Consider the following 15617-nt stretch of genomic DNA (forward strand, 5'->3'; position numbering starts at 1 on the left):
GAGCTTCCGTCACCAGCGCTCGTGCGCTGACGGCGGGCGCGCCGCCGTCGGCCTCGAGGACGATGCCGATTCCGTCGGCGACCGCGAGCGCGCCGCCGACACCGCCGTCACGGATGCGGAGGACGTCCCGGTCGGCGAGGGCGTCGAGCGCCGGGCTGCGTGCCGCGTGCCACAGCTCGCGGCCGTCCCCTCCGTTCTGGAGGTGCGGGCAGTCGGCGGAGTCGCGGAGAGCGAAAGGCCGGACGGGTCGGTCCTCGGCCCGTCCGGCCTTCCTCCGGTCCTCGCCGGGGTGCCGCGCCCGGACCCCGAGGGATCCGGGCGCGGCACCCCCTTCGAGGGGTGTTACAGCGCCGGGTGGGCGTTCTTCAGGAGCTCCTGGAACTGGGCCGAGAACCACTTGCCCGCGAGCGGGGCGTCCGGCAGCGAGCCCGACATGCTGTTCCCGTTACGGGCGTTGCCCGTGTACGTCGGGTCGCACATCCGGTCGAAGCCCTTGCCCTCGTCGTTGGGGATCTCCTTGGAGGCGCCGTCGGACTCGCCCGGGGGCTTCATCCAGACGTACGCGTCGATACCCGCGGCGGGCGCCGCCTGGGGCCGTTCGCCGAGACCGGCTCCGGACTGGTTGCACCAGTTGCCGAGGTGGATGCGACGGTCGTAGCGACCGCCGTTGACGTACGTGTCGACGCTGGTCAGCGCGCCCGGGCCGGTGGGCCGCTGGGTGCCGCCCCAGCCGTTGCGGGAGGTGTCGATCAGCATGCCGAGGTTGCTGTCGAAGCCGATCGAGACCAGCTTGTCGCGCATCGCCTGGGCGTACGACAGCTCGTCGGTGTACTGGTTCCAGTCGATCCACTTCGACGTGCGCACGGAGGTGCCGTTGACGGAGTCTCCGATCTTGAAGTGGTCCTCCTTCAGCGCGCTGTAGTTGGCGGTGTTGACGATGAAGCCGTGCACCTTGCCGACCGTGGAGCCCTCGGCCGTGGCGGCCTGCTTGAACAGCTCGGCGGAGGGGCCGAAGTTGCTGTCCCAGCCCAGCCAGCCGTGGTGACCGGCGTCGACGTAGTTGTAGACGTTGCCGATCGAGCCGAGCTTGTTGAGGGCGTAGCCGACACCGGTGATGTAGTTGCCGTTGGCCTTCATGACGTCACAGTTGGGTGTGGCCGTCGGGCGTCCGGAGACGTTGGTGACCAGGTTGGGCAGCGAGTCGATCTCGACCGTGGTGACGATCCGCAGGCCCGCGTACTTCGAGTCGGCGAGGATCGCGGCGATCGGGTCGATGTACTCGGTCTTGTAGCGGCCGATCTCCGTCGGGCCGAGCTCGCCGTTGGAGGCCAGCGCGGCACAGTCGCGGCCGGGCAGGTTGTAGATGACCAGCTGGACGACGAGCTCGCCGGACCCCTTCTGCTTCAGGGCCTCGTCGAGGTGGGCGCGCAGACCCATGGAGGTGGCGGAGCCGTTGACCGCGGCGGTCCGGTCCAGCCAGACGCCGGTGGGCTGGCCGGAGACCTTGGTGCCGCCCGGCTCGGCGGCGGCCTTCGCGGCCCACTCGGGGTTCACGTACACCTTGGCGCCGGCGTACGGGTTGTCGGCCTTGGTCCCGGCCGGCGGCGGGGTCGTCGGCGGGGTGGTGGGCGGGGTGGTCGGGGGTGTCGTCGGCTCGGTGGCGCCGTTGCAGACGACACCGTTGAGCTTGAAGGTGGCGGGCACGGCGTTGGTGCCGCTGTACGAGCCGTTGAAGCCGAAGGAGGTGGAGCCTCCGGTCGCCAGGGATCCGTTGTAGGAGACGTTCTTGGCGGTGACGGCGGCGCCGGACTGGGTGATGGTGGCGTTCCAGCCCTGGGTGACCTGCTGGTTGCCGGCGTAGGTCCACTCGAGGGTCCAGGCGGAGACCGGGTCACCGGTGTTGGTGACGGTCACATTGGTGCCGAAGCCGGTGCTCCACTGGTTGGTGACCTGGTAGTCGACCTTGCAGCCGGGGGCTGCGGCGCCGGCGGTGGCCGTGCTGAGGACGGTGGCGGTGGCGCCGGTGGCCGTGATGAGGCCGAGCGCCGCCAGGAGGGCGGTGCGGCTGGTGCTTCGGGTGCGGCTCATGCGGGTGGGGGTTCCTTCCAGGGGGATTTCGAGGACTTTCCGGGACTTCACGGGGTGAGGTCGCGCAGGTGGTCGCGCAGCCCGATGCCGAATGCGGTGGGTGTGCCGTCGTACGAACTGATCAGCGCGGGACCGGAGTTGCAGTTCCATGTGTTCCAGGTCCAGCCCAGGTACGAGAGGCCGCGGTCGTCGAACCACTTCATGACGCGGTCGATGAACGCGTGTCCGCAGGTGTTCTCACCGATCTCGCCCGCCAGTAGAGGTACCTGTGCGGCTACCGGGGCGAGGGTGTCGTTCCAGCACGTCTCGTTGGAGCAGGTGTTGAAGTTGTAGACGTGCCAGGCGGCGGCCAGATTCGCCGCCGGGTCAGTGGGGCGGTACGTGAGCCACTGGCTCAGGTCGTTGGAGTAGGCGATGCCCGGGACGAGGACGAGGTTCTTCGCCCCCGTGGCGCGGACCGCGTCCAGCAGGTCCTGCATGCCGGCGACTTCGTATCCGATGCCGGGGCAGGTGCCGCCGTCGCGCCAGCAGGACCAGGCCTGGGTCGCGGTGGAGGTCGCCCGGTCCGGGTAGGGCTCGTTGAACAGGTCGAAGACGACCCGCTTGTCGTTCTTGAAGGTGTTCGCCACCGAGGTCCAGAACGCGGGCGTGTACTGCGCGTTGGGCATCGGCTTCTGGCAGGAGGCGTGGACGTCGGCGCAGCCCGCGGAGTTGCCCGTGTACTGGCCGTGCGTCCAGTGGAGTTCGACCACCGGGGTCATGCCGTGCGCGATGACCTTGTTCACCAGGTCCTTCACGGCGTTGATGTAGTTCGTGCCCCGGTACTCGGGTTTGATGTTGTCGAGGCCGAGCCAGCACTCCTCGTTGAGGGGAATGCGGACGGTGTTGGCCTTCCAGTCGGCGATGGCCTTGACCGAGGCGTCGTCGACGGGACCGTCCCAGATGCCGTAGCCCTGGACGCACATGAACTCGCCGCCGGAGCGGTTGACGCCGAGGAGGCGGCGTACCGCGCCGTTCTGGTCGGTGAACTTGTTCCCGGTGACGCCCAGTTCGGGTGCACCAGTGACCGGAGTCGGCGGGGGTGAGGTCGGGGGAGTGGTCGGGGGAGTCGTCGGGTCGGTGGGAGTGGGAGTGGGTGTCGGCGTCGTGGCTGTCGGCGTGGGTGTCGGAGTCGGAGGCGCGTCCGTGTCACACGGCGTGCCGTTGAGCGTGAAGGCGGTGGGGGCCGTGTTGGCGCCAGTCCAGGAGGCGATGAAGCCGCCCGTCACGTCGGCGCCCGTGCCGAGCGCCGCGTTCCAGCTCTCGTTCACGACCGTGACGGAGGCGCCGGACTGGGACCACTTGCCGCCCCAGCCCTGGCTGACGACCTGGCCGGCCGGGAAGTCGAAGCCGATGCTCCAACTGCTCAGCGCGGCACCGTTGTTGGTGACGGTGACGGCACCCTGGTAGCCGCCGGCCCACTGGCCGACGACCGAGTACTCCACCGTGCAGACGGGTGCGGCCGCGGCTCCTGAGGCCGTACCCGTGACGGCGAGCGCGGTGCTCGCCATCGTGAGCGCTGCTCCTGCGAGCAGCGCGGAAAGACGTGGGGGATGTCGCATGAGCGAGTCCTCGCAGCGAGGGCACACCCCTGACGGTGTGCCGACCGGACGGATTCGCTCCCACTGGTCGGGCAGACCGTAGCGCCAACAGGCGCCAAGGAAAAGAGGGGTTGGGTAAATTCCCTCGCCAATTGCCTTCGACTCTTCGCGCATCTTGACGCCGTTGCGTCCCAACTGCACAGTGGGAGCGCTCCCACTGGTTCAGAGCTTGTCTCCATGCACGTCTGCTCTTCGCTCCCCCGCCTCCCGAGCCGCGAGGAGAACCACCCGCATGCCACGCCTACGAGCACGAACGAGACCACGTCTGCAGCTGACCGCCCTTGCCGCGGCGCTCTCCCTCCCCCTCGGCCTGACGGCCGTGAGCGCCACCACGGCCCAGGCCGCCGCGGTCCAGTGCAGCGTCGACTACAAGGCGAACGACTGGGGTTCGGGCTTCACCGCCGAACTCACCCTCACCAACCGGGCCGCCGAGGCCCTGAACGGCTGGACCCTCACCTACGCCTACGCCGGTGACCAGAAGCTCACCAACGGCTGGAGCGGTGTCTGGTCGCAGTCCGGCAAGAACGTCACCGTGACCAACGCCTCCTGGAACGGCAGCGTCGCCGCCGGCGCCGCCGTCACCACCGGCGCCCAGTTCACCTACAGCGGGGCCAACGCGGCCCCGACCTCGTTCGCGGTCAACGGCACCCCCTGCACGGGCGCCCATCAGCCGCCCGTCGCCGTCCTCACCAGCCCCACCCCGGGGGCCGTATACAGCCAGGGCGACGCGGTGCCGCTCGCGGCCACCGCCGCCGCGGCCGACAGCGCCACCGTGAGCAAGGTGGAGTTCTACAGCGACACCGCGCTCCTCGGCACCGACACCACCGCGCCCTTCACCTTCAGCGCGGCCGGCCTCGCCACCGGTCCCCACTCCCTCTACGCCAAGGCGTACGACAGCCGCGGTGCCTCCGCCGAGTCGGCTCCCGTCGGCATCACCGTCGCCGCCGGAGCCGCGCTCGTCGCCTCCCCGAGCCAGCTCGGGGTACGGCAGGGCGCCACCGGCACCTTCGACCTGAAGCTCTCCACCGCCCCCACCGCGAACGTCACGGTGAGCGTCGCCCGTACCTCCGGCAACACCAACCTCACCGCGACTCCGGCCGCCCTCACCTTCACCCCGGCGAACTGGAACACCGCCCAGAAGGTGACCGTCGCCGCCGCGGCCACCGGCACCGGCTCGGCCGTCTTCACCGCGAGCGCCCCCGGCCACGCCAAGGCCGAGGTCACCGTCGCCCAGCTGGCGGCGAACTCCACGTACGACGCCCGCTTCCTCGACCTCCACGGGAAGATCACCAACCCGGCCAACGGCTACTTCTCACCCGAGGGCATCCCGTACCACTCCGTCGAGACGCTGATCGTCGAGGCCCCCGACCACGGGCACCAGACGACCTCGGAGGCGTACAGCTACCTCATCTGGCTCCAGGCCATGTACGGCAAGATCACCGGCGACTGGACCAAGTTCAACGGCGCCTGGGACACCATGGAGAAATTCATGATCCCGACCCACGCCGACACGCCCACCACCGGCTCCTACAACGCCTCGAAGCCGGCGACGTACGCCCCCGAGTGGGACCTGCCCTCGCAGTACCCCGCCCGGCTCGACTCCGGTGTGACCTCGGGCTCCGACCCGATCGCCGCCGAACTCAAGAGCGCCTACGGCACCGACGACATCTACGGCATGCACTGGATCCAGGACGTCGACAACGTCTACGGCTTCGGCAACGAGCCCGGGAAGTGCTCCGCCGGACCGACGGCGACCGGCCCCTCGTACATCAACACCTTCCAGCGCGGCCCGCAGGAGTCCGTCTGGGAGACCGTCACCCACCCCACCTGCGACAACTTCACCTACGGCGGGAAGAACGGCTACCTCGACCTCTTCACCGGGGACGCCTCCTACGCCAAGCAGTGGAAGTTCACCAACGCCCCCGACGCCGACGCCCGCGCCGTCCAGGCCGCCTACTGGGCCGACCTCTGGGCCAAGGAGCAGGGCAAGGGCACCCAGGTCTCCGCCACCGTCGGCAAGGCCGCCAAGATGGGTGACTACCTGCGGTACTCGATGTTCGACAAGTACTTCAAGAAGTCCGGGAACTGCGTCGGCCCGACCACCTGCCCGGCCGGCACCGGCAAGGACAGCGCGCACTACCTGATGTCCTGGTACTACGCCTGGGGCGGCGCCACCGACGCCTCGGCCGGCTGGTCCTGGCGCATCGGCTCCAGCCACGCCCACGGCGGCTACCAGAACCCGCTCGCCGCGTACGCGCTCAGCGAGTACGCCCCGCTCAAGCCCAAGTCGACGACGGGCGCGGCGGACTGGGCGACCAGCCTCGACCGGCAGCTGGAGTTCTACCGCTGGCTCCAGTCCGACGAGGGAGCCATCGCGGGCGGCGCCACCAACAGCTGGCAGGGCCGCTACGCCACCCCGCCGGCCGGTACCCCCACCTTCCACGGCCTGTTCTACGACGAGAAGCCCGTCTACCACGACCCGGCGTCGAACCAGTGGTTCGGCTTCCAGGCCTGGTCGATGGAGCGGGTCGCCGAGTACTACCAGCAGACCGGTGACGCCGGGGCGAAGACCGTCCTCGACAAGTGGGTCTCCTGGGCGCTGTCCGAGACCACGATCAACCCGGACGGTACCTACCGCGTTCCCTCCACTCTCAAGTGGTCCGGCGCACCCGACACCTGGAACGCGGCGAACCCCGGCGCCAACGCCGGCCTGCACGTCACCGTCGCCGACTACACGAACGACGTCGGTGTCGCCGCCGCCTACGCCAAGACCCTGACCTACTACGCGGCCAAGTCCGGCCACGCCGAGGCCAAGCGGGTCGCCAAGGCCCTGCTCGACGGCATGTGGGACCACCACCAGGACCCGCTGGGCATCGCCGTCGAGGAGACCCGCGCCGACTACAACCGCTTCGACGACCCGGTCTCGGTACCGAGCACCTGGACCGGCACCATGCCGAACGGCGACACGGTGAACAGCTCCTCCACCTTCGCCTCGATCCGCAGCTTCTACCAGGACGACCCGGCCTGGCCGAAGATCGAGGCCTATCTGGCGGGCGGCGCCGCCCCCGTCTTCACCTACCACCGGTTCTGGGCCCAGGCGGACATCGCCCTGGCCATGGGCTCGTACGCGGAGCTGCTCGAATAACAGCCCGCCCCGCATGGAGCCGACTCCGCGTACGACGAGCCCGGGCGGACCCCGAAAGGGGCCCGCCCGGGCTTCACGTGTTCCCGGGACCCGGCCCGGCGGTGATCCATTGACGCCCGAAGTTCCGGATCCTACCTTCTCGTTCGGACACACGACCAGTGGTCGATATTTCGAACGAAAGGGATTCGCGTGTCACTTCCCGAGCACACCGCCCGCCCCATCCTCGACCCCGAGGGCACCGCCCGCCCCATCCTCGACGCCGAGCGCACCGCCCGCTTCACCCTCGACCCCGACTTCACCGTGGCCGCCGTCGACCCCCGCCTCTTCGGCTCCTTCGTCGAGCACCTCGGGCGCTGCGTCTACACCGGCATCCACGAGCCCGGCCACCCGGCCGCCGACGAGGACGGCCTGCGCACCGACGTCCTGGAGCTCGTCCGCGAGCTGGGCGTCACCGCGATCCGCTACCCCGGCGGCAACTTCGTCTCCGGCTACCGCTGGGAGGACGGCGTCGGCCCGGTCGGGGACCGGCCGCGCCGGCTCGACGTCGCCTGGCGGTCCACCGAGACCAACCGCTTCGGCCTTAGCGAGTTCATGACCTTCCTGCGGAAGGCCGGTCCCGAGGCCGAGCCGATGATGGCGCTCAACCTCGGCACCCGTGGCATCACCGAGGCCATGGACCTCGTCGAGTACGCCAACCACCCCGGCGGCACCGAGCTCTCCGACCGCCGCGTCGCCCACGGTGACAAGGACCCCTTCGGCATCCGCCTGTGGTGTCTGGGCAACGAGATGGACGGCACCTGGCAGACCGGCCAGAAGACCGCCGAGGAGTACGGCAGGCTCGCCGCCCAGACCGCGCGCGCCCTGCGGAGCATCGACCCGGACCTCGAACTCGTCGCCTGCGGCAGCTCCGCGCGCGGCCTGCCGACCTTCGCCGCCTGGGAGGCCACGGTCCTCGCGGAGACGTACGAGGTCGTCGACCACGTCTCGCTGCACGCCTACTACGAGGAGGTGGACGGCGACCGCGACTCCTTCCTCGCCTCCGCCGTCGAGATGGACGCCTTCATCGAGGAGGTCGTCGCGACCTGCGACCACGTCGGCGCCCGGCTGAAGTCCGCGAAGAAGCTGACGCTCTCCTTCGACGAGTGGAACGTCTGGTACCAGCGCCGGCCCAACCCGCACGCGGTGGAGGACTGGCAGGAGGCCCCGCGCCTCCTGGAGGACGTCTACACCGTCACCGACGCGGTCGTCTTCGGCACCCTCGTGATCACGCTGCTGCGCCATGCCGACCGGATCGCGGTGGCCTGTCTCGCCCAGCTCGTCAACGTGATCGCCCCGATCATGACCGAGCCCGGCGGCCCCGCCTGGCGGCAGACCACCTTCTTCCCCTTCGCCCAGGCCTCCCGGCACGGCCGCGGCACGGTCCTCGACGTGCGGGTGGACTCGCCCGCGTACCCCACGGCGCGGTACGGGGAGGTGCCCCTGCTGCACGCCACGGCCGTACGTGCCGAGGACGGCACCGTGACCGTCTTCGCCGTCAACCGCGACCGGGACGCGCCCCTGCCGCTGGAGGTGACCCTGCGCGGCCTCGGTCTCGACCGGGTCGTCGAGCACAGCGCGCTCGCCGACGCGGACCCGGAGGCCCGGAACACGCTCGACGATCCGGAGCGGGTCGTGCCGCACCCGGTGGACGGCTCGACGCTCGACGACGGGCTGCTGCGGGCGGTCCTGGAGCCGATGTCCTGGAACGTCATCCGGCTGGCCTGACCGGCCTGCCTGACCGGCCCCATATTGAATCCTTTCACAGGGGTCCACCCGTCGCGAGCTTCGAAGCGCTTCGAAAGATCCCGTCCGAAGCGTTGACGTGGCTGGCGGACGACCCTACTTTGGCCCAGCAAGCGCTTTCCTGAAACGTTCCATTAACGCGCGGAGGACGAACTGTGCGTACTCAAAGCACTGTTGACCGTCGGAGCATGCTGAAGGTCGCCGGCGGCTCCCTTGCGGCTCTCGGCCTGACCGCGGCGGGCTGCGGCACCGGCTCGGGCTCCGGAGACGGCACCGTCACCATTCGGTACAGCTGGTGGGGCTCGGAGGACCGGGCCAAGCGGATCAATCAGTCGATCGCGCTCTTCGAGAAGAAGTTCCCGAAGATCAAGATCAAGACCGACTTCCAGCCCTACGCCGACTTCTGGAAGAAGTTCAACACCCAGGCGTCCGGCGGCAACGCGCCGGACGTCTTCCAGAACGCCATCGGCTTCCTGCGCAAGTACGACGCGAAGAACGTCCTCCTCGACCTGCGCGAGCAGGCCGCGGCGGGGAACCTCCGCCTCGACGGCTTCCGGGCCGGACTGGAGAAGTTCGGCGAGGTCGACGGCAAGCTGCTCGGCGTCCCCGTCGGCAGCAACTCGATGGCCCTCGTCGTCGACCAGGCCGTCTTCACCAAGGCCGGGGTCACCCCGAAGCCCGGCTGGACCTGGGACGAGTACCACGCGGCCCTCGCCAAGATCAAGGAGACCCAGGGCCGGGCCGGCGACGCGGGCCCGTACGGGATCATGTACCTGTACGACCTCTACCTGCGCCAGCAGGGCAAGGCCTTCTTCACCACCTCCGGCCTCGGCTTCACCGAGGCGGACCTGACGGACTGGTGGAGCAAGGCCGTCACGCGGGTGAAGTCAGGCGTCTACGCCAACCCGAAGAAGACCATCCCGGTCAAGCCCAAGTCGGCGGTGACCGCCGAGCTCGCGGGCTGCGAGTTCACCTGGGACAACTTCGCCGTCCGCTACACCTCCGAGGGCAAGAGCCAGTACGGCCTGGCCCCCATCCCGACCACCGACGGCCGCAAGACCGGCCAGTACCTCGGCTCCCTCATGCTCAGCGCCTCCAAGCGCACCAAGCACCCCAAGGAGGCCGCCCAGTTCATCGACTTCATGGTCCACGACCCCGAGGTCGGGAAGATCATGGGCTACGACCGGGGCGTCCCGGCCACCACCGCCCAGAACGACGCGTACGTGCCCTCCGACGAGGTCGGCAAGCAGATCGCCGCGTACGAGAAGCAGCTCGTCGAGTCCCGCGTCCTGGAGCCGATCACCCCGCACCCGGCCGGCGCCGACGTCTGCGAGGCCGCCTTCATGCGGCTCGCCGAGGAGATGTCCCTGGGCGAGCGACCGGTCGGGGACGCGGTGAAGCAGTACTTCACCGAGGCGAAGACGGCGCTCTCCGCCTGATGGACGCCGCCGTGACCTCCGCACCGACTCCCGCACCGCAGCCCGGGCGGGCGCCCCGCCCGGACGAGGGGCCCGCACCCGCGGGCTCCCCGTCCGGCGGGCGCCCGCCCGGGGCGCCGGGCCGCGCCGTTCGCCCCCACAGGGCCCGCCGCGAGAACCTCGCCGGCTACCTCTTCATGTCCCCCTGGATAGCGGGCTTCCTCCTGCTCACTGCGGGGCCCATGGTGGCCTCCCTGTACTTCGCCTTCACCGACTACAACCTGTTCGACGCCCCGAAGTGGATCGGCCTCGACAACTTCACCGAGATGTTCGGCGACGCCCGCTGGCGCACCTCGGTCGAGATCACCGGCTGGTACGTGGTGATCGGCACCCCGCTGAAGCTGGCCGCCGCGCTCGGCGTCGCCCTGCTGCTCAACCAGAGCCGGCGCGGACAGGGCTTCTACCGGGCCGCGTTCTACGCGCCCTCGCTCATCGGGGCCAGCGTCTCCATCGCCATCGTCTGGCGCGCCATCTTCTCCGACGGGGCCGCCGTCGACCGCGCCCAGCAGGTCTTCGGGATGGACGCCGGAGGCTGGATCGGCGACCCCGACCGCATCATCTACGCCCTGGTCGCGCTCACCGTCTGGCAGTTCGGCGCCCCGATGGTCATCTTCCTGGCCGGACTCAAGCAGGTGCCACGGGAGTTGTACGAGGCGGCACAGGTCGACGGCGCGAGCCCCTGGCGGCGGTTCTGGCACATCACCCTGCCGATGATCTCCCCGGTGCTCTTCTTCAACGTGCTCCTGGAGACCATCCACTCCTTCCAGATCTTCGGCTCCGCCTACATCATCGGCAGCCAGGGCAACGCCTGCGGGCCGGCCGACGGCACGCTCGTCTACACCTGCTACCTCTACATCCAGGGCTTCGAGAACAGCCGGATGGGTCTCGCCTCGGCGATGGCCTGGATGCTGCTGCTCGCCGTCGGCCTGGTCACGGCGGTGCTGTTCTGGTCCCAGCGGCGCTGGGTGCACTACGAGGAGGGGGCCCGATGAGCCTCGCACGCACCGGTAAAGGCCCGACGAGCCTCGCGCGCGGCGGCAAGGGCTCGACGAGGCCCGCACGCACCGGCTGGGGCTCGATCGCCTGGCACCTCGGGTCCCTGGCCGTCCTCGCCGTCATCCTCTATCCCGTGGTGTGGGTGATCGGCGGCTCCTTCAAGCCGAACGACGAGATCGTCGGCAGCCTGACCCTCTTCCCCGCCGACCCCATCACCGACAACTACCGGCGGCTCGCCGACGGCATCGCCGACATCCCCATCTCCACCTTCTTCGGCAACTCCCTCTTCCTGGCCGTCGGTTCGGTGGTGGGCGTGCTGATCTCCAGCTCGCTCTCCGCGTACGCCTTCGCCAAGATCGGCTTCGCCGGGCGCGGAGTGCTCTTCACCCTGATGATCGGCACGCTGCTCCTGCCGTACCACGTGCTGCTCATCCCGCAGTACGTGCTCTTCCAGAAGCTCGAACTGATCAACACCTACACGCCGTTGCTCCTCGGCAAGTACCTGGCCACGGACGCCTTCTTCGTCTTCCTCATGCTCCAGTTCATGCGCGGGCTGCCGAAGGAACTCGACGAGGCCGCCCGCCTCGACGGCTGCGGGCACCTGCGGACGTACTGGTCGATCGTCCTGCCGCTCTGCCGGCCGGCCCTCATCACCAGCGCGATCTTCACGTTCATCAACGCGTGGAACGACTTCATGGGCCCGCTGATCTACCTCAACGAACCCGAGAAGTACACGGTCTCGCTGGGCCTGAAGATGTTCGTCGACCAGGACGGCGTCGCCAACTACGGCGGGATGATCGCGATGTCGCTCGTGGCACTGCTCCCGGTGGTCGCCTTCTTCCTCGCCTTCCAGCGGTACCTCATCGACGGCATGGCCACCTCGGGCCTCAAGGGCTGAGGGGGTGGCAGGCGAGATGAGAGCACGCTTCATGGCCCGCTTCGGGATCTTCGCGGAGTGCCTCCTCGTGGGGGTGTGGATCGCCGTCGCCGCGCTCCCGCTGGTCACCCTGCCGGCCGCGCTCGCGGCGGGCGCCGCCCACCTGCGGCGCTGGACGGGCGACGAGGAGGCCGGTCTGCGGTTCTTCGCCGCCGACCTGCGCGCCGCCGTCCGCCGGGGCTGGCTCGTGGGGATCGCCGTCTGGGCGACCCTCGCCCTGCTGTGGGCGGACCTCGCCGTCGTACGGGCGGGGGTGCTGCCCGGCGCCCGGTTCGTCGGCGCTGCCGGGGTCCTCGTGGCCCTCGGGCTCGCCGTCGCCCTGCTGCGGGCGTGCGCGGCCTGGCACCCGGATGCCCGCTGGCGCGAGCTCCTCGCCCCGGCGGGCCGCCGGACCCTGCGGGACCCGGCCGGTTCCCTGCTCGTCGTCTGCGGTTTCGCCGTGATCGCGGCCTCGGCCTGGTTCTCGGCCCCGCTCGCCGTCCCCGCGCTCGGCATCACGGTCGCCGCCGCGCTGGCGGTCGAGCGCCGGGCCACGGCGTCGGCGACCGCGGAGTCGCCGGGGCGCGACTCCGGTGAGCGCGCAGCCGCCGGGCCACGCGCTCCGGCGACTCCGTAGCCGCGGGGCAACGGTCCGGCGACCGCGTAGTCGCCGGGCCACGGTTCCGGCGACCGTGTAGCCGCCGGGCCACGGTTCCGGCGAGCGCGCAGCCGCCGGGCCACGCGCCCCCACCCCTGTCTTCCGTTCCTCCGCTGTCCCCGCGCTCCGCCGTGACAGCGCTCTCCGTCATGCGCATGAAGGGATTCCGATGTCCGCGATACCTCGCCGCTCCCTCCTCAAGGCCGCCGCCGTCGCCGGTGCCGCCGCACAGTTCAGCTGGGTCCTCGGGCGCGGGGACGCCCAGGCCGCCGCGCCCGCCGAGACCCCGGCGGCCGACGGGCCCTCCACCGTCACCTGGCTGGAGCCCGGAGGGCTCGGGGCCGCCGCGGGATCGACCTTCGGCGCCGCCTGGCCCCAGGGCGTCCACCCCGGCGACCAGGCCTTCGCGCTGACCACCGCCGACGGCGCGAACGTCCCCGTACAGACCTGGACCACCGCCCGCTGGCCCGACGGCTCCCTCAAGTGGACCGCGCACGCCGTGGGACCCGAGGCCGCCGGTGCCGAGCGGTTCAGCCTCGCCCCCGGGGCCCCCGCCACCGCCGCGACGACGGTCTCCGTCACCGAGACCGGCCGCCGGATCACCGTCGACACCGGCACGATCCACGCCGTGATCCGGAAGGACGGCGGGAAGCTCGTCGAGTCCGTCACCCGCGACGGCGTGAAGATCGCCACCGACGGTCGGCTCGTCCTGCTCCGGCAGAGCGACCTCGACGACGGCGACCAGGGCAATGCCAAGTGGGAGCGGTTCGACGGCGAGATCTCCGGTGTCACCGTCGAACAGCGCGGCCCCGTCCGGGCCGTGGTCCGGATCGACGGAAAGCACCGCAAGGGCAGCCGCAGTTGGCTTCCGTTCTCCGTACGCCTCTACTTCTACGCGGGCTCCGAGTCCTTCCGCATGGTCCACACCATCACCTACGACGGCGACCAGGCCAAGGACTTCATCCGCGGCCTCGGCGTCCGCTTCACCGTCCCGATGCGGGACGCCGCCTACGACCGGCACGTCCGGATCGCCGGCGAGGGCGCGGGCTTCCTCACCGAGGCCGTCCAGGGCATCACGGGCCTGCGCCGCGACCCCGGCGCGGCCGTCCGCACGGCGCAGGTCAAGGGCGAGAAGCTGCCCGATCCCGCCACCTGGGACCAGCGGGTCACGACCCGCATGCAGTACGTCCCCACCTGGGGCGACTACACGCTCTCCCAGCTCTCCGCCGACGGCTTCGCCCTGCGCAAGCGCACCAAGCCCGGCCACGGCTGGATCCCGGCAGGCGGCGGCCGGCGCGCGAGCGGCTTCGGTTATGTCGGCGGCGTGACCGGCGGACTCTCCTTCGGCCTGCGGGACTTCTGGCAGAAGCACCCCGCCCAGCTCGACATCCGGGGCGCCGCCGGCGACGAGGCCGAGGTCACCCTCTGGCTGTGGTCGCCCGAGGCCCAGCCCATGGACCTGCGCCTCTACCACGACGGCTTGGGCCAGGACACCTTCCCCGAGCAGCTCGAAGGCCTCAACATCACGTACGAGGACCACGAGCCCGGCTTCGGCACCCCCTACGGCATCGCCCGCACCAGCGAGCTGATGTTCTGGGCCAACGCCGCCACCCCGGCCGCCGACACCCTCGTCGCCCAGGCCGCCGCCGTCCGCACCCCACCGCAGCTCGCCGTCGGCCCCGAAGACCTCGTCCGCGCCCGGGTGTTCGGCGGACTCTTCTCGCCCGTCGACCGCTCCACCCCCGCGAAGGCGAAGATCGAGGACCACCTCGACTACCTCTTCACGTACTACAAGGACCAGGTGGAACAGCGCCGTTGGTACGGCTTCTGGGACTACGGCGACATCATGCACACCTATGACGAGGACCGGCACCAGTGGCGGTACGACGTCGGCGGCTACGCCTGGGACAACTCCGAGCTCTCGCCCGACCTGTGGCTCTGGTACGCCTACCTGCGCTCCGGCCGCTCCGACGTCTTCCGCTTCGCCGAGGCCATGACCCGCCACACCGGCGAGGTCGACGTCTACCACCTCGGCACCTGGGCCGGACTCGGCACCCGCCACGGTGTCCAGCACTTCGCCGACAGCGCCAAGCAGCAGCGCATCTCCACCGCCGTCTACCGGCGTCCCTACTACTTCCTCACCGCGGACGAACGCGTCGGCGACCTCATGCACGACCTCGTCGACTCCGACGAGACCTTCCTCGTCCTCGACCCCATCCGCAAGATCCGCACCGAGCCGTACACACCGGACCGCCACGCACTCTCCATCGGCTTCGGCACCGACTGGAGCGGCCTCGCCGCCGCCTGGCTCACCGAGTGGGAGCGCGGCGGCCCCAAGGCGGCGAAGGCCGAGGCCCGGCTGCGCTCCACCATGGAGACCATCGCCGCCCAGCCGAACGGCTTCGTCCAGGGCACCGGCCTCTACGACCTCGACACCGGCCGCTTCGCCGTCGCCACCGAACCCGTCGTCGGCGTCTCCCACCTCTCCGCCATGTTCGGCCTGGTCGAGATGTGCGCCGAGCTCATCGACCTCGTCGACATGCCCCGGTTCAAGGCGGCCTGGCTCGACTACTGCCGCTACTTCAACGCCTCGAAGACCGAACAGGCCGCCCGCTACGGCAAGAACTTCGGCACGCTCCTCCTCTTCCAGGGCCACTCGCGCCAGGACGCCTACGCCGCCGCCCAGTTGAACGACGCCAAGCTCGCCCAGCGCGCCTGGGCCAGGTTCGACAAGAGCGACGGATACACGGCGGCCATGGTCTGGGACAAGACCCCCGTCCAGGGCGCCGCCGCCCTCGAACCCGGCTACGAGCACCTGTGGATCAGCACCAACACGACCGCCCTGTACGGCCTGGCCGCCATCCAGAACCTCGCCCTGGTCGGCGACCACCTCCCCGCGTGAGAACCGAGAGGA

Annotated in this window: 9 protein-coding genes; 7 read left to right on the top strand and 2 right to left on the bottom strand. The window is 70.3% G+C overall.

Annotated elements, in window-relative coordinates; genetic code table 11:
* Positions 1-342: 342 nt before the first annotated feature.
* The gene (locus ACFWWU_RS20300; protein WP_384147180.1) at positions 343-2088 is read right to left on the bottom strand and encodes a glycoside hydrolase family 6 protein; all 1746 of its coding nucleotides are present in this window, start codon (positions 2086-2088) and stop codon (positions 343-345) included.
* Between the two features lie 47 nt (positions 2089-2135).
* Positions 2136-3689, bottom strand: a complete 1554-nt coding sequence (locus ACFWWU_RS20305) for a cellulase family glycosylhydrolase (protein WP_384147181.1) — start codon at positions 3687-3689, stop codon at positions 2136-2138.
* Positions 3690-3960: 271 nt separating this feature from the next.
* Between ACFWWU_RS20305 and ACFWWU_RS20310 the strand changes: the two genes are divergently transcribed.
* The 7 genes from ACFWWU_RS20310 to ACFWWU_RS20340 all read left to right on the top strand — a co-directional run bounded on the left by ACFWWU_RS20310 (position 3961) and on the right by ACFWWU_RS20340 (position 15605).
* Positions 3961-6873 (top strand): glycoside hydrolase family 48 protein, encoded by a 2913-nt coding sequence (locus ACFWWU_RS20310; RefSeq protein ID WP_384147183.1) that lies wholly within the window; start codon positions 3961-3963, stop codon positions 6871-6873.
* A gap of 249 nt (positions 6874-7122) precedes the next feature.
* Positions 7123-8637, top strand: coding sequence for an alpha-N-arabinofuranosidase (locus ACFWWU_RS20315; RefSeq protein WP_384147248.1), 1515 nt, complete (start codon positions 7123-7125; stop codon positions 8635-8637).
* Between the two features lie 206 nt (positions 8638-8843).
* Positions 8844-10094, top strand: coding sequence for an ABC transporter substrate-binding protein (locus ACFWWU_RS20320; protein ID WP_384147185.1), 1251 nt, complete (start codon positions 8844-8846; stop codon positions 10092-10094).
* The gene (locus ACFWWU_RS20325; RefSeq protein WP_384147187.1) at positions 10094-11125 is read left to right on the top strand and encodes an ABC transporter permease subunit; all 1032 of its coding nucleotides are present in this window, start codon (positions 10094-10096) and stop codon (positions 11123-11125) included. Before ACFWWU_RS20320 ends, ACFWWU_RS20325 begins: the two co-directional genes overlap by 1 nt.
* Positions 11122-12027, top strand: a complete 906-nt coding sequence (locus tag ACFWWU_RS20330; protein WP_384147189.1) for a carbohydrate ABC transporter permease — start codon at positions 11122-11124, stop codon at positions 12025-12027. The genes ACFWWU_RS20325 and ACFWWU_RS20330 overlap by 4 nt, the downstream gene beginning before the upstream one ends.
* Positions 12028-12043: 16 nt before the next feature.
* Positions 12044-12682, top strand: a complete 639-nt coding sequence (locus ACFWWU_RS20335; RefSeq protein ID WP_384147191.1) for a hypothetical protein — start codon at positions 12044-12046, stop codon at positions 12680-12682.
* Between the two features lie 190 nt (positions 12683-12872).
* Complete coding sequence (locus ACFWWU_RS20340) at positions 12873-15605, top strand: Tat pathway signal sequence domain protein (RefSeq protein WP_384147193.1); 2733 nt, start codon at positions 12873-12875, stop codon at positions 15603-15605.
* The last annotated feature ends 12 nt before the right edge of the window (positions 15606-15617 follow it).

It is taken from the genome of Streptomyces sp. NPDC058650 (assembly GCF_042717315.1).
GTDB lineage: Bacteria > Actinomycetota > Actinomycetes > Streptomycetales > Streptomycetaceae > Streptomyces.